Consider the following 22,044-nt stretch of genomic DNA (forward strand, 5'->3'; position numbering starts at 1 on the left):
TTTAAATTTAAAAAAGCCTATCTCGAATATTATTCTGGATAGGCTTTTTTTATATTATTTTTTTGATAACCCGTAATTTGTGAGTATGCTTGTTTGTATCGGCATTAAATATTCCTAAATGATCCAGCCGATCAATTCGCACTTTTCCGCTGGCGTGAATGATATAATTATCGGCCATTATTATTCCTACATGGATGATATTACCTTCTTCATTGTCAAAAAAGGCTAAGTCTCCAGGTTCACTTTCTTCAATAAAACTTAAAGCTTCTCCTTGTGTTGACTGTTGAGAAGCATCTCGTAATAATTTGTATCCATTGAGTTTGTACACCATTTGAGTAAATCCGGAACAATCAATACCAAAAGTAGTTTTTCCTCCCCAAAGATAAGGAGCATTCAAGTACATAAATGAAGTATTTATTAAGCTTTCTTTAGTTTTCTCTCCACTAGTTTTAGTCCCTTCAAAATCAAAGTTTGAGATATTTATATCATTATGATGTATAAAAGATAGAGAAGAGCCAAGCGGGATTGGTATCAATACATTATTTGGTGCCGTAATGTATTCTATTAAATCAGCATTTAGAATGATGGCTTCGTTAGATAACTGATTAAAACTAGATTCGGAAATCAGTTGTAGTTGTTTGGAATCTATCCAGCCTTCATAATCATCATATTGCATTCTGATTCTGGACCATTGTCTCAGTTGTTCTAAAATTTCAAAATGTTCACCAAATAAAACTTGAGAAACGATTTCGCTTCTATCACTGGGTTCAAAGCGGAGTGGGATTATGGCCAGGTTACAAATTCCGAACATTTAGGTTCTTTTATGAGTTAAGAATTAAGAGTTATAAGTTTTTTAAACCTATAACTCTTAACTTATAATTATTTAAGCTCTTTCAATTACAATTGCTGAAGCACCGCCACCGCCATTGCAAATTGCTGCGGCACCAATTTTACCGTTATTTTGCTCTAAAACGTTTAGTAAGGTAACAATTATTCGAACACCAGAACATCCTAGTGGATGTCCTAAAGATACAGCACCACCGTTTACATTTATTTTATCGTTTTCTAATTCTAGAATTTTAGCATTGGCTAAGCCTACAACAGCAAAAGCTTCATTAAATTCAAAATAGTCTACATCATCAATGGATAATCCTGCTTTTTTTAATGCCTTAGGAAGTGCTTTTGCAGGACTTGTGGTAAACCATTTTGGTTCTTGAGCATAATCCGCATACCCTTTAATATAAGCCAAAGGTTTTAGTCCTAGTGAAATTGCTTTTTCTTCGCTCATTAATATTACTGCTGCTGCTCCATCGTTTATTGTTGATGCATTGGCGGCAGTTACAGTTCCGTCTTTTGTAAAAACGGCATTTAGTGATGGAATTTTATCTAATTTCACATTTGTGAATTCTTCATCTTTAGAAACTATGATAGGATCTCCTTTTCTTTGTGGAACAGGAACAGGAACAATTTCATTATCAAATTTCCCTGAATCCCATGCTTTAGCACTACGCTCATACGATTGAATTGCGAAGTTATCTTGATCTTCGCGGGTGAAATTATATTCTGCAGCACATAAGTCAGCACACACTCCCATAGCGCTGTTATCGTAAGCATCAGTAAGTCCGTCTTTCTGCATACCGTCAATCATGGTTGCAGGACCAAATTTAGTTCCATTTCTTAAATTCAAGTAATGTGGAATCAGACTCATGTTCTCCATTCCTCCGGCAACTACAATTTCGGCATCACCACATTGAATAGCTTGTGCACCTAACATAACTGCTTTCATTCCGGAAGCACATACTTTATTTATTGTGGTACAGGCAACGGAATTTGGTAAACCGGCAAATATTGCGGCTTGACGAGCAGGAGCTTGACCTACGCCAGCCTGGACAACGTTGCCCATGAATACTTCATCAATTAAATTCGGATCTAACTTTATTTTATCTAAAGCACCTTTAATAGCGATTGCTCCTAATTTTGGAGCAGTAACTGTAGATAATCCCCCCATAAAACTTCCGATAGGTGTCCTAACGGCAGAAACGATAACAACTCTTTTGTTCATGACTTTTTATAATGTTGGTTTATGTAGCAAATTTAATCTTTTTTAAACAATTTCAAATTTTGATTTTGTCATTATCTTTTTTTAAATTTATTTTTATTCTATATATTTGATTGTGAACTGTTTTTGTAAAAATGATAAAAAATATTAAAAAAAAGACTTTAAATAGTTGTGAGAAACGTAAAGATGTCTTAAATTTGCAACCGCAAAACAGGACACGTTTCTTTGAGCTTGGAGGGGTGCCAGAGTGGTAATGGAGCAGTTTGCTAAACTGTCATCGAGCAATCGGTGCCAGGGTTCGAGTCCCTGTCCCTCCGCTTTATAATTTTGCTTTTCGGGGTGTAGCGTAGCTCGGTTATCGCGCCTGCTTTGGGAGCAGGAGGCCGCAGGTTCGAATCCTGCCACCCCGACTAATTTTTTTACATGAGCAATGGAGGCATAGCTCAGCTGGATAGAGCACCTGCCTTCTAAGCAGGCGGTCGAAGGTTCGAATCCTTCTGCCTTCACAACAAAACCCACTGTTTTCAGTGGGTTTTTTGCGTTTAATGATTTTTGCGTTTCTTAATTTACAACAACAAAACGCAACATTTTGCGACATTTTCACGAACAAATCACAAACATGAAAATTGAAATCAAGCTTATTACCTCTCGAAAAGAAAATCAAGATGGTATCCTTTAGTGGAAATTGCGCACCAAAACAAACGTAAATCTAAAACAATTACTTTTTGTAAAGCGAATCATTTTATTACCGACGGAAAAACGATTTCAAGTAAACATCCGGATTATGATATTTTGGCTCCTATTATAATGGAGTTGAAAATCAGAGCACGAAAATTGATTTTGAGCGGTATTGTTGATGTCGAAAAAACGTATCAAGATATGTTAGCGATAGATTTTTCGCAAATTGGATTTTTGGATTATGCAGATAAGCTGATTACTGTCATTGGATTTTCCTGTAAAAATGAAACGCAAATAAGTAACTACTACCGTGATTCCGATTATGGAGATGATTATGGTTGTTTTAAATTGTTTCTTTTTCATAGCTGTATAGCATAGAGTTATAAAAAGATGATTTATTATGGTCTATTCAAGAATATAGGATAGATTTTAAAAAAAGCAACTGCCTAATTTTAAATTAAAACTAGACAGCTACCAGGAATAAATTGTGGTATTTAAGGTTTATTTCTGGGTTTGTGAGTTATAGTCTACTACAATATTATTAACGAGCATTTTTGCCCCTTTGTATTTGATTTTGCCTCCAGCGGGTACGCATACAATTACAGCAGAGTTCAACGCTCCAATTTTTATTTTAGCGGAAGTGGTAACCTTTTTAGCTACAAAAGTCCCAGAAACCGTATTGTATAAATCTACTTTTTTACCTTTTTCAACAGTAATAGTTACCGTTTTAGTTTCATTATACGGATTGTAATACAAGAACGAAGGATACGCTTTATCATGGAAGAAATCGGTTGCCAATAAGTTTAATTGTAAAATTCCGTCAACATCGGTTGTTTTAATAATACTCCCAAAGATTCCAACATGACCACTACCATAAACACTTAGCTGAGATTCTTCAGGATTTTGTCCCAGTACCCAAAGAGGTCCATCACCTTGTGCTACTGGAGCTTCAACATAAGAATACTTGTCGTAATTCGATTTTTTGATAATTCCTTCATAGGCAATTACCCCTTTTCCTGCGCTAGCTAATTGCGGGATGGTTTCGTGCTCATCTGGCATGTACTGCGGATAAAAATAACGGGAGGCATTTGCTGCGTTCAACATCCATTTTCCTATAGCGGAGGCATACGATTGATCGTAGCGTACCATCGGAACCATTGGCCAAGCCATATCATAAGTATTCATCAAAAAGCCATAACCACCATGGTCAACAGTACTTCCAACGGTACCTGAAATATCGAATCCATTCCAGTTTCCTACCAATACACCCCAACCTTCGCGGCATATAGCGGTTCCGTCAAAAGTCCAACCCAGCATCTTATCCGTGTCATAGTGAGTCCCTTCTTCGGCATTGATTCTCGCTGATAAGTAAGCTCCAAACGGCATTAATAATTCATACGTTGGGTTTATCTTTTGTGATTCTAAAGCAGCCAAGGCACTTTTTGCTCCTTTTAAATATTTAGGATCGCCAAATTTTTTATAAGCAGAGTATAGAACCCAAGCATGTCCAGCTGCGGCATCAGGTTGTGCACATATGGAGTTCTTCATGGGTTTCATTTTGGCGTAATCAAAAAAGGAATAGTCATAATTCCCATTCAATACTACATCGGCCTCATAAAATTTATCGGCAATTTTTCTAGCCATTTTTTCTAATCCGGGCTCATTTGGGTATTTGTCATATATGGCATAAAACAATAAATTAGGGTATACATCATACCACCAGTCACGACCGTAACCGCCACCCAGTAAGGCTACTTCGGGACAGGTATTATTCATCATAATGTCCCAACTGGTTTCGCTGTTGAAATAATTTTTTGTCATCCCAACATAATTCAGGTCTTGCTGATTTCTTTTGTCAATCCCTACCAAAGTTGCACCTAATGTGGCACCCATAGTGGCTAGAGCTTCGTGGAACATTCCTTTGTTGTTCGTTCCTTGACGTACATCTGCTATGGCGGTATATAATCCCACCACGGTTTGAGGGTAATTTTTCTGGCTATCGTCCATCCAAACTAATGGCCAATATTTGCCTTTGGCATTAAAATCGAACACTGTTTTATCAAAATCAAGTGCTAATTTTTTATAATCGATGATTTCTAGCTGAGCAGGAATATTGGGCATTTGCTCTACACGAGCTATTTTTTTCTGGATTACTTGTGCTTCTGTATTGATGGTGAAAAACAGCAGACCCGCAATGGCGATTTTAAAATAAGTTTTTTTCATTGGATTTTAGATTTTAGATTAACTGTTTTAGATTTTAGAATGAAGATTAACGATTTTTGACCTGAACGATAGCGAATAATAATCGTTAATCAAAAATCAATTTTTATTACTACACGATGTGCTCTGCCACTTGATCTAAAGCTTTAATATCAATAGACTCTTCTTTTTCTGGAGAAAGTATATTCCCTTCGACAATGATCTTTTTACTGATGTAAATAGAACACAATTGCAAAAGCGCAATAATACCTATGGCATAACGGAGAGCAAAATCTTCTGAAAGGGTGTAATACAAAACCAAAAATGTTCCGGCTCCGCAAAGTCTTCCAACATATAAACCAGCTTCGTGATTCAATATGTAGGTGAATTCACCTCTTTTTTCAATATGAGAAACAATATCTATGACTCTTAACTGAATAGGGAAGTAGGCTAAATCCATTAATGGTTTGGCAATTAGCAATAGCAATAAGAATATAATCACTCCTGTTTTATTGTAAAAGAATCCATTTAAACATGCACCCAAAGCAAAAAGTATAAGTCCTGCGGCAAATGTTTTTATTCTGTCAGACGGCTTAGAAAAGCGCCCGATGAAATAAATGATAATAGCCGCCAAAATTGCTCCTATAGATTGTGCACTCCCCAAGGCGCCCTCTTCTCCCAATAATTTAAAAATAAGCATAGCTGGAGCGGTTACCAAGAATCCTTGTGCCAAACCTTTGAAGGTTGCCAAAGACAATAATTTGTACCACAGCGGATGAAACTTGAAAAAGATATATTGCTTTTGCACTGGGTTTTCAAATTTACCTCTGAAACAAACAACGGAAGCCAAAATAGTAATGGCGAAAACAATTCCTGTGATGATGAGATAGGCATCGTGTTTCTCTGCTTCCCCTGATTTCGACTGAATAAACCAACCGATTGTTGCTGGGATTACAATAGCTATTATGGTATAGATAAAAGTCTCTAAACCGTAATAATAGTTACGATTTTTATCATTTGTAATAGCCAATGCCAAATAGTCGCGGTTTGACCAATACAATCCAAAAGACATACCCATCGTGATTCCGGCAATTCCGATTCCAGTTAAATCCAATATTTTGAATGACATCATGATAATCATGGAAACGCCACTCATCATCATTCCTAAGGAATATAACTTACGAATATTAAAATGTTTCAACAGAAAGCCATTCAATATAAAAGTAAGCGGAATCCCAGTATAAATTGCCAATTGATAAATAACCACTTTAGAAGTGTCATTGGAGTTTCTCATGATGTATGCTGCCACGAAAATATCGATTACAGGTAACACCAAAGCATAAACCAGATTGGTAAAAATTAAGATGCGAAAATTATGGGTCTGACTTTGAAAATGATCAATTTCAGTTTGGATTTTTTTAAACATGGCTAAATTTTAAAAGTGAATAGATTTCTTTAATAGAAAATTTAGCCCCACAAACAAATTCATCCGAAGCGCCGTAGTATATTGTAACCGTATCTCCATCTGGTTCTAGAATGTGACCGTTTGTAAATACTACATTTCCGAAGAAACCGCTTAATTCGTACTCTGTCGTAGGGACCATTATTGGTAATTCTGTTCTTGCAATTACTTTTGTAGGATCATTCAAATCCATTAAAAATGCACCCAAACAATATTGATGATTTTCATTGGCACCATGATAAATTTCTAACCAGCCTTTATCTGTTTTTATGGGAGCAGCTCCGGCACCAACTCTTTTACTATCCCAAAGTCCTTTTCTTGTTTTAATGATACAATGATGATTCCCCCAATGAATCCCATCGGGTGAAGAAGCAATCCAAATATAATTTCCACCAATATCAACACTGCTCGGACGGTGTAAAGCATAGAACAAACCATTAATTTTTTCTTCAAAAATGGCACAATCCTTATTGTGCGCTGGTAGTATCATACCGTGTTTTTCAAAGTCTTTCCAATCAGTAGTCGTACGCAAACCAACACCTACTCCATTATCTGATACCGAAGTGAAAGTCAGATAATATTTCCCATCTATCAAAGCCACCCTGCAATCTTCTATACCAAATGTTTCTAGGATCCCTTCACCAACTAATGGCGGATAATTCTCAGGTTCATAAAATTGGCGACCATCCTCACTGCATAACAATCGAAGATGTGATAATGTTGTTAAATAATCAACTCCTTTATAATTAATTACTCTTGCGTCGGTTGCTATTAATTCAGGATCATCTTTTGGAATCTCAATAATTTTAATAGTACCTGTTTCCGTTAATATGGGAAAAGAAATTATATTATTTTTTTGCTCAGGTCTTTCTGCAACTCTGACTAAAAGCCAAGTTTTACCTTCAAATTTAAATACCCCTGGATTAAGAAGACAGGTAATTTCTAAGCCTTCGCTACTGGCAGGTATATCTGCCGGTGATAATAAAGGGTTTTCTGTAAAACGTTTTGCTATATCTTTCATACTTCTTAGTAATGTTTATTGTAATTTAAAAGGCTAACTCAAATCCATATTAGAGTAAATTTGGGTTAACCTTTATTTGGAATATTAATATCCGGTATTTTGTTTCAAAGTTCCGGCTGATGCATCAATTTCTGATTGAGGGATTGGATACAACATGTGCTTATCTTGGAAATTTTTCCCGTGTGCGGTCATAACAGCTTTTGCGATTCCCCATCTTTTTAAATCAAGCATTCTTTGATTTTCGAAACCAAGTTCTGCTCTTCTTTCTGAAATCAACCAGCCTTTTATAGTCGCTTTATCTGTAGAAGGTAGTCTGTTAAGCAAAGTCCCAACTGGTGCAATTCCGCCTGTAGTTGTTACAGTAGTTCTTGCTCTATTTCTTATTTGGTTGATTATAGCAATCGCTCCTGAATAATTTCCGGTTTCGTTTAGTGCTTCTGCTTTCCAAAGTAAGGCATCTGCGTAACGCATGTATACTTTATTAGTAACTGCATCATCATTTCCTTTATTGCCACCATCTAGAGTTCCTAGAATTTTATTTACATTCTGATTGGCTGCATCTACTGTATAAAGTTTTCTCGGATCATTTGGTTCAAATGAATTTAAGAAATCGGCGCTTGGAGCAAAAAATCCCCATCCTAAAGGAGCACAAATTCCATTACCTTTTCTTGGAGTTGTATTGGTTTGATGGTCATAAGAAAAAATGACTTCATTATCTGTATACTCTTTAGAAGTACTGAAATTATCGAAATAATTGGCATTTAAGCTATATCCAAGCGGTGTTAACTCGTCAACTAAAGTTACGACTTCTGACCATTTTTCAGTATACAAAGCGGCTTTTGCCTGAAGTGCTATCACAGCACCTTTAGAAACTCTCCATTTTTCGGGAGTAGACGAATATTTACTGTTTGGCAATAATCCTTTTGCTAAAACTAAATCTGCTTTAAGTCTTTCCCAAACCAATGCCTTATCAGCTCTCACTGCAACATCAAAAGCTTCCTGGTATGTTTTTACAGGAGCTAAAATTAATGGCACATCCCCAAAATTATTAACCAAAGAGAAATAGTAGTACGATCTTAAGAAATATGCCTCACCCAGCAATTGGTTTTTTCTGGCAGTAGTAATTCCCGTAATAGCTTCAATATCCGATTTTGTTAATAATTCAATCGCAATATTTAGTCTTTTAATCCCTTCATAGTTATATTTCCATAATCCGTTTGGACCACCATTGGTTGAAGTGTAACTGAAATTGTTGATTTCGTCCATCCAGGGCTGATCACCATCTGAAGCCCATTTTTTCTCCATATCATCCGATGCGATATCCTGCATGATGTAATCATTTTGAAAAACAAGACCTCCGCCCCAATCCCATTGTGCCAATATGTTCAATCGGTTTGAGAGCAGTTGATAAGAAGAGTTTACAGAACTTTCTACTGTATTTAATGTTGGAGTGCTGTTTGCCTGGTCCAAAGTCGTTAATCCGATAGGCTCTTGTGTAAGCGCATCTTCACAACTTACCAATACCATCAAGCTCATTAGAATACCGGTTTTAAATAAATTTTTCATAATTTATATTTTTTAATTTTTTATTTAAAGTTTAACTCTTACTCCAAAAATAAACGACCTAGATTGAGGATATGTTCCTTTGTCAATCAACGAAGTAGATTCCGGATCTAAGCCTGTATAGTCAGTTATTGTAAATAAATTTTGACCTGACGCGTACAAACGCATGTCTTTTATACCAAGAGCAGATTTATTAAAAGTATACCCAATTTCTAAATTTTTCAATCTCAAATAAGAAGCATCCTCCACAAAAACACTAGAAACATTACCACCACCATTATTATTAAAAGTAACGCGAGGAGTTGTATTACTTGTTCCTTCACCATTCCAGCTATCCAATACGGCGGTTGTAGAATTGAACGGACGGCTATCATAATTTAAGATTTGTTTCAAATCATTGTAACGATCTACCCCTTCTACTCCTTGCAATAAGAAAGAGATGTCAAAGTTTTTGTAACTCGCATTAAAATTGACACCGTAAGTTACTTTTGGAATTGGATTTCCAATAAAAGTTCTGTCATCAGCATTTATTTGTCCATCACTATTTATATCTTTAAACTTAATGTCCCCAGGTTGAGTTGCATTAGTATTTGAAAATAAATGAGAACTAACTTCACCTGTATTTTGATAAATACCATCAAATTGATAGCCATAATACGAACTTATTGCTTGACCAACTTCTGTTTTAGTATGCGTAAAATCGTCAGAAATATTTTTTACAAATTCATGAAGTTTGTTCACTTTGTTTGTTAGCGTAGCAATGTTTGCATTTATACCGTATTTAAACTCATGGTCGTTGTTTTGAAAATTTACTCCAAATTCAAGTCCTTTATTGTTTACTTCCCCAGCATTTACGTAAGTTCTTTCTATAACTCCCACTGATACTGCAGGTAAGCCCACGGTTAATAAAATATCATCGGTAGTTTTTGTAAAATAATCAGCTGTAAAAGTCAATTTGTTATTCAAGATTCCTAAATCAACTCCAAAGTTAGTTTGCGTAGTAGTTTCCCATTTCAAATCTGGATTACCATAACGTACTACATTTACAACTCCTCCTGTAGAAGATACCAATGTTTCGTAAGCATTATTTGGTAATTCTTGATTTCCGGCTTGGCCCCAGCTTGCTCTCAATTTCAAATTAGATATCCAATCTGCTTTCTCCAAAAAATTTTCTTTAGAAACAACCCAACCGGCAGAAACCGAAGGAAAATAGCCCCATTTATTGTTAGGACCGAAACGAGAAGAAGCATCCGCTCTCATTGTCGCAGTAGCAAAATATTTGTTGTCATATCCATAAGTCCCAGAAGCAAAATAAGATAACAAACTCCAGTTACTTGCAGATCCTGAACTGAAAGCATTAGTTGTACTTCCATAATCAAGATATCTAAAAGGATCTGTAGTATTGTCAAAATTTTGTCTGCTACCACCTATTGCTGCCTCTTTGCTATTGATATTTTCCATGCCAAGCAATGCATTTACGCTATGCAATTCTTTGAATGTTTTAACATAATTCAATGTGTTCGTAAAAGTAAATGTCATTCCCTGACCTCTATTTTCATCTAAACCATTAGGCCTATTGTTTCTTCCCAAACCATAATATTGATTAGAAGTGTCATTGATATTAGCATCACCAAAATTTTCACTAAAATTTTTGTTATGAGAAAATTTGATATCTACACCTAAATTACTTTTGAATTTCAAAGATTTATCGCCTAAGAAAGTATACTCTCCGTATAAATTTCCAAAGGTTTGGAATGTATTGCGTTTATCATCCGTAAAATTAACAATGGCAATTGGGTTTGAACCATATTCATAAATTTTGCTCCAACCATCATTTGGACCGGTATAAAAAGGTAAATCAGTATATGGATTTCTTTGAGAATACGTTGGATCATTTACATCTTTATAAACTCCCAAAACCGGCGGACGAATCAATGCATTACGTATAACTCCAGGAGCATCACCGCTGGAAGATAATTTATCTTGTTTTGCGTAGCTCAGCTGTACATTGGTACCCACTTTAAAACGACTGGAAATATCCGCATTAACGTTTGTTCTAAAATTAAACCGTTGGTATTTATCATTGTCTTCTACCACAATACCGTCTTGTCCAAAATAACCTCCCGAAATTAAATATTGCATGTTTTCAGAAGCTCCACTTGCCGAAGCTTGGAAATTTTTAGATATCCCTGTAGTGAATAACTCATCTTGCCAATCGGTATTGGCCAAGTCGGTTCTGTTTCTGTCTGCTGCATAAGGACTAATAGCCGATGCCGCATTTCCTGCTGTATTATGCCAAGCCTGATCTTTTACCGTTAAGTACTGATCCGTATTCAACATTTTAGGAAGATTAGTGGCAAAGTGTATTCCTGAGTACATCTCAACATCAAAACTGGTCATCCCTTTTATTCCATTTTTAGTCGTAATCAAAACAACACCACCTGCAGCTCTAGATCCATAAATAGCACCTGCAGCAGCATCTTTCAATACAGTCATTGTTTTCACATCCGATTGATTAAGGAAAGAAATATCACGGGTAGGAACTCCGTCTATAACATACAATACATCATTGTTTCCAAGTGTACCTTCTCCTCTAATACGTAATTTTATCCCATCACCAGGAGCTCCAGTATTGGCAGCTACAAAAACACCGGCAATCTGTCCTTGCAAGGCTTGAGCTACATCGGCAACCCTTGTTTTGGATAAATCATCCATATCAACGGTACTAACTGCTCCAGTTATGGAAGCTTTCTTTTGACTGGTATACCCTACAATAACTATCTCATCTAATTTTTGTGAATCACTAGTTAATATTGCATTGATAATGCTGTTTCCTTTTACCGGAATTTCTTTGGTTAAATATCCTATATAACTAAAAATTAAAACAGCATTAGAGTCTACTTTGTTAATTGTAAAATTACCATCAAAATCAGTTACGGTATTTATAGCTGTTCCCTTGACAGTAACATTTACTTGTGGCAATGGACCACTACTATCCGAAACAACACCTTTAACGGTTTGGGCATGCATGATACTCCCTGATAAAATTATTCCTAATAGAACTAAATTATAAATGATATTTTTTCTCATCATAGTGAAGTGTTAAATTTATTAATAATTTGAGTTAATTTTTTCATGTTAATAAAAATTTGGTTAATTAAATGCAATAATGGTTTTTTTTGATTCAAAAATCATTTTATAAAAGTAATTTCAGAGTACAAAAAAAGGTGTACACTATTTCATCAAAAGTGTACACCTGTATTAAATCATGTTGTTTTTCAGTATTTTACAAAAACAATCTAAAACTTAGCTTTGTATTTCAATTGGTAATTTTTAGGAGTGGTATTATATATTTTTTTAAACTCACGGTAAAAATAGGAACGGTTATTAAAACCCGATTGGTAGCAAACTTCAGAAACGGTCAATACATTTTTACGCAAAAGTTCCGCTGCATACTTCAATCGTATAGTCCGAATTAAATCACCGGGAGTAAACCCGAAAAGCTGTTTAATTTTTCGATACAATTGCGAATTACTGATCCCTAATTCTTTCTCAATAAATAAACTTTGAAGATTTTCATTGTCAATATTATTACGGATAAGTTCAATCACCTTTTTTATAAAATCTTTTTCCTCGTTATTTATGGGAAGAGCAGATAAATTTTCAACCAAAGTATCTTGGGAAAAATGTTTTAATATGAGTTCTTTTTCTTCCAGCAATTTTTGGATTCGCACTAATAAATGATCGGGATAAAAAGGTTTCGGAATATAAGAATTAGCACCGCTTTCCAAACCTTCAATTCTATGTATAACCGAATCTTTTGCCGTAAGCATAATAAACGGAATATGACAGGTTTTGATGTCTGTTTTGATTTTTTTACAAAGTTCTACACCATCCATCAAAGGCATCATTACATCGCTAATGATAATATCAGGGATTTCTTTTTCAAGAATTTCTAAGGCTGCAACACCATTATAGGCTGTAATAATTTTATATTTTTCTCCTAATAAATCATCCAAAAACAGATGAATTTCTTTCTCATCTTCGACTATTAAAACCGTTTTACGATTGTCTTCAAGACCTTCAAGCGATGAAATTTTATTTGGAGTATCATCAGACTTGCTTGGAATTTCTTCAAGGATATTTTTAAGATGCTGAGAAATCAAAATCGGGCTTGCTTCTACATCCAATTCTTTTTCGCTGAATGCGTCTTTGCTGCAAGGCACCAGAATGATAAAGGTGGTCTTCTCATTGGCAACGCTTGAAACCAAAATTTCGCCTCTTAATACTGTAACCAGTTTTTTAATATAGGCCAATCCAATACCTGTTCTAAACATATCATGATCAATCCCTTTATTCGTATCAGACAGAAAAAATCGATCAAAGAGAGAATCTAATTTCTCTTTTGGAATTCCTTTACCGGTATTTACAATAGTGATGGTTAATCTTTTTGAACCCTCATCCTGAATGTGGAATTTAAGATCAATCTTTCCATATACAGGAGTATATTTAAAAGCATTTGACATTAAGTTAAATACTATTTTTTCAATTTTATCCTTATCAAACCATCCGGGTAATGAAGACGGAATATCGAGATTATAATCTATATTTTTATCTAATGCCCATTCATCAAACAATTCGGCGATTTGCTCTATCAAGTTAACCAAATCAAATTCCCTTGCAGTCACTTCTAAATAATCATATTCCGCTTTTCTGAATTCCAATAATTGCTGTGTTAGAAACAATAATCTTGAAGAATTACGCTGAATCATCTGAATGAACTTCTGATTTCTTTCGCTGAGATTTGCTGTTTCTGATAGTTTTTGAACAGGCCCAACAATCAAAGTTAAAGGAGTTTGAAATTCATGGGCGACATTCGTAAAAAAGGTAAGCCTGTTTTCGTGAAGTTCTTCTTCTCTTTGTCTAAGCAGCATATTTTGGCTCAATGATTGGCGTTTTTTATAATAACTCAAGACAAAGAGTATAAAAAGTGCAATCAATACTAAATAGATTACAGTAGCAAGATTTGATTGCCAGAACACTGGTTTGATACGAATATCAATAGCATGAACCGGTTTACTCCAAACCCCATCGCTATTAGTCCATTTTATCCACAAGGAATAATTTCCCTTAGGAACATTGGTAAAAGATATAATTCTTCGATTATTAATTGCGTTCCAGTCCTTATCAAAATTCATCAATAGATAGGCATATTGGCATTTTTCGTTATTGATATATGTCAAAGCCGCTAATTCAATGTCAAAAAAGTTTTGATCGTGATTTAAAACGATTGAAGGGTGAGTATTAGAATTGGGAGCTATCACTAATCCCTGATAATATGGAATCGCTTGATTTTGTCCGCTAATTTTATCAATAAGAATATCTGGAACAAGAGAGGATTCTTTTATTTTTTGAGGCAAAAAATAATTAAATCCTTTTATTCCTCCCATAAAAACAAAATCCGACTTAAGATCTTGGTAAAAAGCCCCATCTGCAAATTCATTATTTTGCAGTCCTTCGTTTTTTGTATAATTAATAAATTTAGAACTATTAAGTATAAAATTTGACAGCCCGAAATTGGTACTTATCCAGAGATTAGATTTTTTATCAGAGACAATTCCATGAATGGTATTATTGGGAAGTCCATCTTTAACAGTAAAACTTTTAAAAACGGCGCTTCCGTCACTTTTTAAATCTTCCAATAAGTTCAACCCAAAACTGGTTCCTATCCAAAGTCTGTTATTAGCATCCTTCTGCAAACACAAAATATCATTATTGGATAGACTTTTGGGGTCATTCTTGATGTTTTTATAAGTGCGAAATTGACCTGATTCTTTATCAAATAGATTCAAACCTCCCAATCGGGTTCCTATCCAAAGCTGATTGTCATTCTTCGGAATTATCGAAAAAACAATATTGCTACTTAACGATTTATCACCAGTGTTATTCGCCAGATATTTCTTGAATTCGGTTACTTTTAATTTTTCTCCTGAACGCTCTATTTTACAACGAACCATCCCATAGCCATTAGTTCCAAGCCAAATAAATCCTTTTTTATCCTGATAAATAGAATAGGTTGACTTAAAATAATCACATTGTTCATTTCCATCAATTTCTGACCAACTGATAAGCCTTGATTTTTTTAAGTCAAAAACAGTAATGCCATCTCCGTCAGTTCCTATAAAAACCATATTATCTTGCCCTTTGCATAAAGCAAATACGGCATTATTAATGGAGCTGTTACTTTCATTAAAGTTTTCATATTGTAACGCTTTCTCCGGGTTTAGATAAAAATTAGACGGAAAGCGAAATAATCCTTTCCCTTTTATTCCAACTAAGAAAGAATGGCCTTCCACTTCCAAAAATGTTCTGACAATACCTCCATCAAGATCAGGAACCTGAGCTTTAGAAATTAAATTAAAGGCTTTTTTTAGCGGATACATTTTAAATAATCCATCGCCATCAGTTCCTGTCCAAAGCACATTTTCTGTCCCTTGAATTAATGTTGTGATCTTTTGATTATTCAGGTATTTCAACCATGGTTTGGCAATACTCTTTCCTGAGTTATCGATAATAAAATATCCTGATTCGCCAGAAATCACCAGTCCTTCAGAAATATGCCCGATGATGGTTTTAATTTTTTTATCTGGAAGTGCCTGAGTTTTTTTATCCGCCAAAGAATGTAAAACTGCGTTTCCTGTTGTTGAGATACTGCAGATTTTCTGATTGGATATGATTCCAAACGTCCGAATATTTTTTGAAACTAATTCCGCTTTTGAAATTATTTTTTTGCCGTTATTCGTAGTTTTAAGCGATAAAGCATAAAGTTCATTGTTCTCAAACAAGACCAATAGTTCGCCTGTAGGCGAGAACTCCATTTTTTTAACTGCTTTTTTTGAAAGATTTTTAGCGATTAACAATTGAAAAACAGCACCATCGTAGTAACCAATTCCCCAGTCTTTTACAGCACAAAATACTTTTTTTGAAGTATCAAGTGCCATATTAAATTCTGATTCTGACAACGGAGGCTTATTTTCTCTGGAAAAATAATACTTTTGAAATGTATCCGTTTTTTTGTCATACCTATTAATTCCATGAATAGTCAATATCCAAATTCTTCCCTTATCATCTTCATCAATTTTAAGGATCACCTGATTACTCAGGCTGTTTTCATTATCTAATTCAGGTCTGAAAATTTTAAAACTATTTCCGTCATATCGATTCAAACCATCCCAAGTACCAATCCAAAGCAAATTTTCAGAATCCTGAAAAATAGAATTAACAGAACTATTTGACAATCCCTTGGTATTATCAAGTTGTTCCAAGGAATATTTTTGGTCTAAAGTTTTAGATGAATCTATAAGCGGTTTATTATTATGGATTTCAGATTTCTTATCTCTCTGATGATGAGCCAATGAATTATCTAAAGATGCAGATTTTTCTTTATTGTTGCAAGAAACAAGTCCTATAAAAACAAGGCTGATGAATAAATTTTTAAATTTCAATATAATATTTTTTTGGTTTTTCTGAAATGAATAATGCTATTATAAAACTATTGTATCTATTATTTTTATTTTGTTGTTGCAACATATATCAAGTTAGTATCCCAATCATTTTGACGGTATATAACTTATACAAAAAAAATAAAATTTAATAAAATCGAAGTAATTATTAAGTAATCAAATGTACAAAAAAAGTCATCATTAGAATAAGATTGATGGGCAAGCAACATATGTAAGAATTCAACTATTTTAACTTAAAATTGTTCTGAAAAAATTAAATGAACATAGCTAATTGATTACAAAAGACGTAATATGCTTTTAGAATTTTCATGAACTTGTTCTACAATTAGCTCATCTCTTAATAGAACACGAAAACTATAACTGTCTGCTTTTAGACATTGTTATCAATGATGCTTCTGATCTCTATATAAACTTATTATATACTTAGCATTTCCTCTAAAATAGCAAACCATGTTGAATTCCACATTGCCAATTTATTTAAATCATATATAAAATGGTTTGCAATTACACTATCAAGGTCAGTTATAAGAGAATCAGTGAGCATGTTTGGTGAGCTAGATGATGCTGCGCGAAATGATTTTAGTCATTAATTGCAAAATTTTTAAAGCATCAAAAAATGTCAAAATAAGCATAAGGTTTTTGGCTGTAATCCCTATTGAAACCGGAATCGAAATGCCCTCCAATAATCCTTTTAAACTTCTGACGCTTCACTCAAAAGGTTCAAATCTTCCAATAAAAGGTTCTAGTTTTGTACCAAGTGGTTCACTTAAAACGATACTAGAAATAGTATCGTTTTTTTTGTTTTTATATTTCCTGAAATTCCTTTAATTATTCTATTTTTATAAAAAAATAGCGTTTATGATTTCCTGCTTCAAACCATTTATACTCCTTTGTTCTGTTTTTTGTATTGTTTCCTGCAAATCGCAAACCATCATTTCTGATGCTCAAGAAAAAAACAGTTCAATTATCAATGATACTACATTTGTAAATTTAAAAGAATACAGCCAGGATTTTATCTATGATATGAAATATGCTACAACCGATAATTTCCTAAAAGCAAAAGTGTATGATTGTGCGGAATGTTTTTTACGGTTAAAAACCGTTACTGCACTTGTTGAAGCTAATAAGAAGTTTATAAAAAAGGGCTATAAAATCAAAATTTTTGACTGTTACCGCCCTTTGGATATTCAGAAAAAAATGTGGAAAATAGTATCTAACCCGGAATATGTAGCAAATCCTGCTAAAGGCTCTATCCACAATAGAGGAGGAGCAGTAGATATTACTCTGGTTGATAGCAATGGGAAAGAGTTGGATATGGGGACTTCTTTTGATTTTTTTGGAATTGAAGCGAGCCACAATTATCCAAATGTTTCAGATGAAGTAAAACAAAACAGAATAGTATTGAAAACAGTTATGACAAATAGTGGTTTCAATTCTTTTGATTCAGAATGGTGGCATTACAATTTGAAGTCAGGTTTGAATGATAAAGTCTCTAATACTAAATGGGACTGTAAATAGCCGCTATTCAATACATTTTAAATTGTCAATGAAATACGTTTCCGGATTGTAAATTTCATTTGTTAATTCTGATTTAAACTCTTTTTTGAGGATATAATCTTCGGTATCTGTCAAATATTTAATACGCATCATTGATACTGGAGAGCTTTTTAATTCTTCAAAGCTATCTTTCATAAACATGAAAATACCGGTATTAACTCTATTATCAAATCCTTTATCATCGCGTAACATGGTACCGCAATTTTCTTGATCGATATGTACCAATGTGATTATTTTTCCATTATTTAACTGTAAAAATAATTTAGAATTTTTATCAAAACAATTCGCTTTCAAAAAGTCTTTACTTTTTTGAATTAACTGCACACTCAATGTTGGTAATCCATCTGTTAATGCCAAAGAATAAAAAATATAACTGGAATTCCCCGCGAAATTTTTCTCGTTAATTATGTATTCTTTTGTTGATTTGTATGTGCCTAAAGAATCGGTAACATTTGTACTGTAATCACAAGGTTTTTGAGCAAATATATGCAGACTGAAGAACAATAAAGTTAGTGTAATAACGTATTTCATTTTTATGATATTTTGGTGCAAATTAAAACTATTTTATGATTATTTTCATCAGTTGTGAAAAAACAATATGCATTTCCTCCATCTTTTATTTTCCATTTTTTTCGAATGGTTTCTACGCTGTCAGGAAAATTACGGGTTGTGATATTTGCCTGAGTCTTTTCTAAATGACTTTTCATTTCCGTTTTGTTATAAGGAAATGTCTTTTGAATTTCAAAAATGCGCCCTGGAAAGGATATTAAGGCAGTTGATGTGTATAAATGAGAATGTTTTTGTAGTTTGTTTAGATTATAAAATGAGCTTACTTCATCAAATCCACCTGATTTCATAATAGCGCTATTGGGTTCATATAAATATCTTTGAGGTAAACTAAAGTTTGGAAATTGAGAATCCTCGCCCAAAATAAAATCAAATGTTTCGGTTTGATCCTTAACAATGTTAACGGTTTTGATATTTATATTTCCAAAATAATCTTTGTGCAATTCCCATAATAATTCTTTTACTTCATTCTCTAAGGCTACGATATGAATGGTTTTTACATGTTTTAATTCAGATAAACCCGCTGATATATCAAGAAGAGGGGCAGTTTTTATTAGAACAGCATTTGAATTGGTAAAATAAAAATCAAGATTTTCCGGAACATTAGGTAAACAATCTTTAAGCATAAATACTTTTCCCTTGTCATCATTTCGTCTGGAAGGATCAATGTAAATCCAGTCCCATTTTAAATTTAAAGAAGACAAAGTTGCTAAGCTGTCTCCAGTGTAACAGGTGATATTGGAAACATTTAATTGTTTGAAATTGTGTTTTACTAGATTTGACAGCTCTGGATTGATTTCGCAATGTGCAACTGTTTTTATTTTTTTTGCAAAATAGTAATCATCAACTCCAAAACCTCCTGTTAAATCAATTAGAGATTCGCCATTTACAATTGAAGCTTTATAGGCTGCTGTTTTTTCGGATGAAGTTTGTTCTATTGAAATTTTACTTGGATAAATAATGTTTTTGGTTGAGAACCAATTCGGCAATTTATCTTTTGCTTTTGTTTTAGCTTCAATTTGGTTCAAAATAGAAATCCAATCTACATCTGGAAATGGATTTTTTTGCAGTGCTAACTTCGAAATGCTTTTGCTAATATTGTCATTGATAAACGTCTGTATTTCGACATTTAGAATCCTTATATCCAAAATTAAATATCTTTAGTTAATAGTTGAATGATTTTGTTTTCCGGGAAGAATTCTTTACCTATTACTTTAATTATGGTGTATAAAGGAACTGCCACAATCATTCCTAGTATTCCAAAAAGGAAACCTGCAATTAAGATTACAAGAAATATTTCCAGCGGATGTGAACTTACGCTTTTAGAAAAAATAATTGGCTGAGATAAATTATTATCGATAATTTGAACAATCCAAAAACCAATTAAAACATAAATGGTGGTCGGTAAAATTTCAGATTGGAAATCACTTCCCAGATTGCTTAACATAGTTAGAATTGCCGCTAAAAAGGATGCTATAAGAGGACCAATGTATGGGATAATGTTCAAAACCGCACATAAAAATGCAATAACAAGGGCATTTGGAACTCCAAAAATAAACAATACAATTAGGTATAAAAGGAATACAATAAATAATTGAAGTAATAATCCAATAAAATAACGCGACAACAAGTAGTTTATTTTTTCTAAAGAATTTAAAATCTGATCTTCATGGTTATTTTGGATTAATTTTTTTGCTCCTAAAATGAATATTAACCGGTCTTTCAGAAAGAAAAAAGTAATAAATAGTACTGAACCTAATCCTACACTCAAACTACTAATTGTGCCTAGAATTGTATTTAAAAAGTTAGGGATGAAATTAAAATTTATTTTAGAGGTAATGTTTGCTTCCTTTAAAACTTGTGCGGAATCAATTTGGTGGTTGTCTAAAAAAACAGTGATTTGATTGATTAACTGGACTATGTTTTTTTCAATTTCTGTTGTATTTAAAAGCGACAAATTTTCTCCTTGAGATAAAATCAAAGGAATGAACATCATTATAAAACCGAATATGATTAGTATAAAAATAAACAAAGTTGCTATTGTTGCAAAGAGATGATTGAACTTTAATCTTTTTTTGAAAAAGTCTAAAATAGGATTTCCAATTAATGTAAGTATAAAAGATACAACTAGATAAATTAGTACAGATTGAATTTTATAGAAGAAGAACAAGATTAAACCAACTAAAACCGTTGTTATTAATGCTTTGAGAATGCCATTTGAAATGGTTTTAGATGTAATCATATTGCTATTTTAGGTTATAAAGATAAAAAAAACTCGCTAACAAGTAGCGAGTTTTAAATTCTAAAAAATTAAAAAATTATATTCCGAAACCTGCTCTTGCTCCGCCTGAAACAAAAATTGCAGCCATTCTTGATTTTTGACCGTTAGAGAACATGTACATTCCTGCATCATCAGTATAATCCATGTAGTTCATTGTCATTTCTACTGGATTACCAGTACAAGTGCTATAATGTGGGTAAGCTGGAACACCATAATTAGCCGTGTTGTGTGTAGGTGTGTCAGAAACCAAATCACTTCCGCAAGTTGCATCGCCCCAAATGTGACGTAAGTTCATCCAGTGGCCCACTTCGTGGGTTGCAGTTCGTCCTAAATCAAATGGTGCAGAAGCTGTTCCTGTATTTCCGAATGCATTATCATCGATAACAATTCCGTCTGTAGAAGGAGCTCCGCCTGGGAACTGTGCATAACCTAAAATACCTCCACCCATATTACAAGACCACATGTTCAATACGGTTGTAGGTGTTGTAGGAGCGATTCCTTTTGCTGACTTCTTCATGGCGTTATTTGTCGACCATGAAGTTGTATTTGTAGATTTTCTAACGACACTTTGCAATACAAAAGTAATTCCTACATTGGCTTTTACACCTGAAAATAAAGCAGGAACTGAATTATAATCTGAGTTAGTCGCATTGAAATCTTGATTCAACACATCAATTTGAGACTGAATTTGTGCCAATGAAATGTTTTGAGCTGCTGTTCTGTACAATACATTCACTACAACCGGAATTTCAACTTTACCGTTTACCAAACGATTGGTTAACATCGCTTTTTGTGTAAAAGCTTCAATTTCGTTCATTCTTAAAGCTAATGTTGGATCGGCTTTCAATTGCGCTTCCAGTACTTCGTGTGAGGCACAACCACGTTGAACGATTGAGTTTGTTGATGGAGCGGTTGATTCGGTTTCTTCATTTTGACATGAAAAAAGCATTATAAATGCCGTTGCGGATAAAATAATTTTTTTCATAATTGCAGTTTTTTATGTTGTAAATTGCTCTTTATCAGGTTAATGATAAGCAATTTACGATTATTTTCTCATTATAATGCTAAGGAGGCGTAAAATAATTGACTGCAAATCAAGGTTTTAGAAATTGTTTTTTTATAAATCACAAATTG

General features: G+C 33.8%; 14 protein-coding genes and 3 tRNA genes. 5 read left to right on the forward strand and 12 right to left on the reverse strand.

Going from position 1 to position 22,044, the window contains the following annotated elements; all coding sequences use genetic code 11:
* Nucleotides 1–49 precede the first annotated feature (49 nt).
* Nucleotides 50–811: a C40 family peptidase gene (locus tag E0I61_RS12170; RefSeq protein WP_132071727.1), complete on the reverse strand. Its 762-nt coding sequence runs from the start codon at nt 809–811 to the stop codon at nt 50–52.
* A gap of 72 nt (nt 812–883) precedes the next feature.
* Entirely contained in the window at nt 884–2,062 is a 1,179-nt protein-coding gene (locus E0I61_RS12175) for an acetyl-CoA C-acyltransferase (RefSeq protein WP_131995178.1), read from the reverse strand.
* 230 nt (nt 2,063–2,292) lie between these two features.
* Between E0I61_RS12175 and E0I61_RS12180 the strand changes: the two genes are divergently transcribed.
* The 4 genes from E0I61_RS12180 to E0I61_RS12195 all read left to right on the forward strand — a co-directional run bounded on the left by E0I61_RS12180 (nt 2,293) and on the right by E0I61_RS12195 (nt 3,115).
* A tRNA-Ser gene (locus E0I61_RS12180) sits at nt 2,293–2,376 on the forward strand.
* 18 nt (nt 2,377–2,394) lie between these two features.
* Nucleotides 2,395–2,469: transfer RNA gene (locus E0I61_RS12185), tRNA-Pro, on the forward strand.
* 22 nt (nt 2,470–2,491) lie between these two features.
* Nucleotides 2,492–2,565, forward strand: a tRNA-Arg gene (locus tag E0I61_RS12190).
* Nucleotides 2,566–2,737: 172 nt separating this feature from the next.
* Nucleotides 2,738–3,115 carry a hypothetical protein gene (locus tag E0I61_RS12195; protein WP_132071729.1) on the forward strand — a complete coding sequence of 126 codons (378 nt, stop codon included), beginning with the start codon at nt 2,738–2,740 and terminating at the stop codon, nt 3,113–3,115.
* Nucleotides 3,116–3,238: 123 nt separating this feature from the next.
* Here E0I61_RS12195 and E0I61_RS12200 read toward each other — a convergent pair whose 3' ends face one another.
* From E0I61_RS12200 to E0I61_RS12225, 6 genes are all read right to left on the reverse strand, one after another.
* Nucleotides 3,239–4,960: a glycoside hydrolase family protein gene (locus E0I61_RS12200; protein WP_132071731.1), complete on the reverse strand. Its 1,722-nt coding sequence runs from the start codon at nt 4,958–4,960 to the stop codon at nt 3,239–3,241.
* Nucleotides 4,961–5,069: 109 nt separating this feature from the next.
* Entirely contained in the window at nt 5,070–6,362 is a 1,293-nt protein-coding gene (locus E0I61_RS12205; protein WP_132071733.1) for an MFS transporter, read from the reverse strand.
* Nucleotides 6,355–7,419: a glycoside hydrolase family 130 protein gene (locus E0I61_RS12210; protein ID WP_132071735.1), complete on the reverse strand. Its 1,065-nt coding sequence runs from the start codon at nt 7,417–7,419 to the stop codon at nt 6,355–6,357. Before E0I61_RS12210 ends, E0I61_RS12205 begins: the two co-directional genes overlap by 8 nt.
* A gap of 84 nt (nt 7,420–7,503) precedes the next feature.
* Nucleotides 7,504–8,985, reverse strand: a complete 1,482-nt coding sequence (locus E0I61_RS12215; protein WP_132071737.1) for a RagB/SusD family nutrient uptake outer membrane protein — start codon at nt 8,983–8,985, stop codon at nt 7,504–7,506.
* Nucleotides 8,986–9,009: 24 nt separating this feature from the next.
* Complete coding sequence (locus E0I61_RS12220) at nt 9,010–12,075, reverse strand: SusC/RagA family TonB-linked outer membrane protein (protein WP_205728757.1); 3,066 nt, start codon at nt 12,073–12,075, stop codon at nt 9,010–9,012.
* Nucleotides 12,076–12,281: 206 nt separating this feature from the next.
* The gene (locus E0I61_RS12225) at nt 12,282–16,487 is read right to left on the reverse strand and encodes a hybrid sensor histidine kinase/response regulator transcription factor (protein ID WP_132071739.1); all 4,206 of its coding nucleotides are present in this window, start codon (nt 16,485–16,487) and stop codon (nt 12,282–12,284) included.
* A gap of 876 nt (nt 16,488–17,363) precedes the next feature.
* Between E0I61_RS12225 and ddpX the strand changes: the two genes are divergently transcribed.
* A complete protein-coding gene (gene ddpX, locus E0I61_RS12230) occupies nt 17,364–18,023 on the forward strand; it encodes a D-alanyl-D-alanine dipeptidase (protein WP_132071741.1) in 660 nt (219 codons plus the stop codon).
* 3 nt (nt 18,024–18,026) lie between these two features.
* On the opposite strand, the gene E0I61_RS12235 is transcribed toward ddpX, so the two are convergent.
* The 4 genes from E0I61_RS12235 to E0I61_RS12250 all read right to left on the reverse strand — a co-directional run bounded on the left by E0I61_RS12235 (nt 18,027) and on the right by E0I61_RS12250 (nt 21,895).
* Entirely contained in the window at nt 18,027–18,593 is a 567-nt protein-coding gene (locus E0I61_RS12235; RefSeq protein WP_131995154.1) for a hypothetical protein, read from the reverse strand.
* Between the two features lie 2 nt (nt 18,594–18,595).
* Nucleotides 18,596–19,777 (reverse strand): class I SAM-dependent methyltransferase, encoded by a 1,182-nt coding sequence (locus tag E0I61_RS12240; protein ID WP_131995151.1) that lies wholly within the window; start codon nt 19,775–19,777, stop codon nt 18,596–18,598.
* A 2-nt stretch (nt 19,778–19,779) separates the two neighbouring features.
* Nucleotides 19,780–20,871, reverse strand: a complete 1,092-nt coding sequence (locus E0I61_RS12245; protein WP_131995148.1) for an AI-2E family transporter — start codon at nt 20,869–20,871, stop codon at nt 19,780–19,782.
* A gap of 76 nt (nt 20,872–20,947) precedes the next feature.
* On the reverse strand, nt 20,948–21,895 hold the full coding sequence (locus tag E0I61_RS12250; protein ID WP_132071743.1) for a zinc metalloprotease: 948 nt from the start codon (nt 21,893–21,895) through the stop codon (nt 20,948–20,950).
* Nucleotides 21,896–22,044 lie beyond the last annotated feature (149 nt).

The organism is Flavobacterium ranwuense (genome assembly GCF_004349315.1).
GTDB classification, from domain to species: Bacteria; Bacteroidota; Bacteroidia; order Flavobacteriales; family Flavobacteriaceae; genus Flavobacterium; species Flavobacterium ranwuense.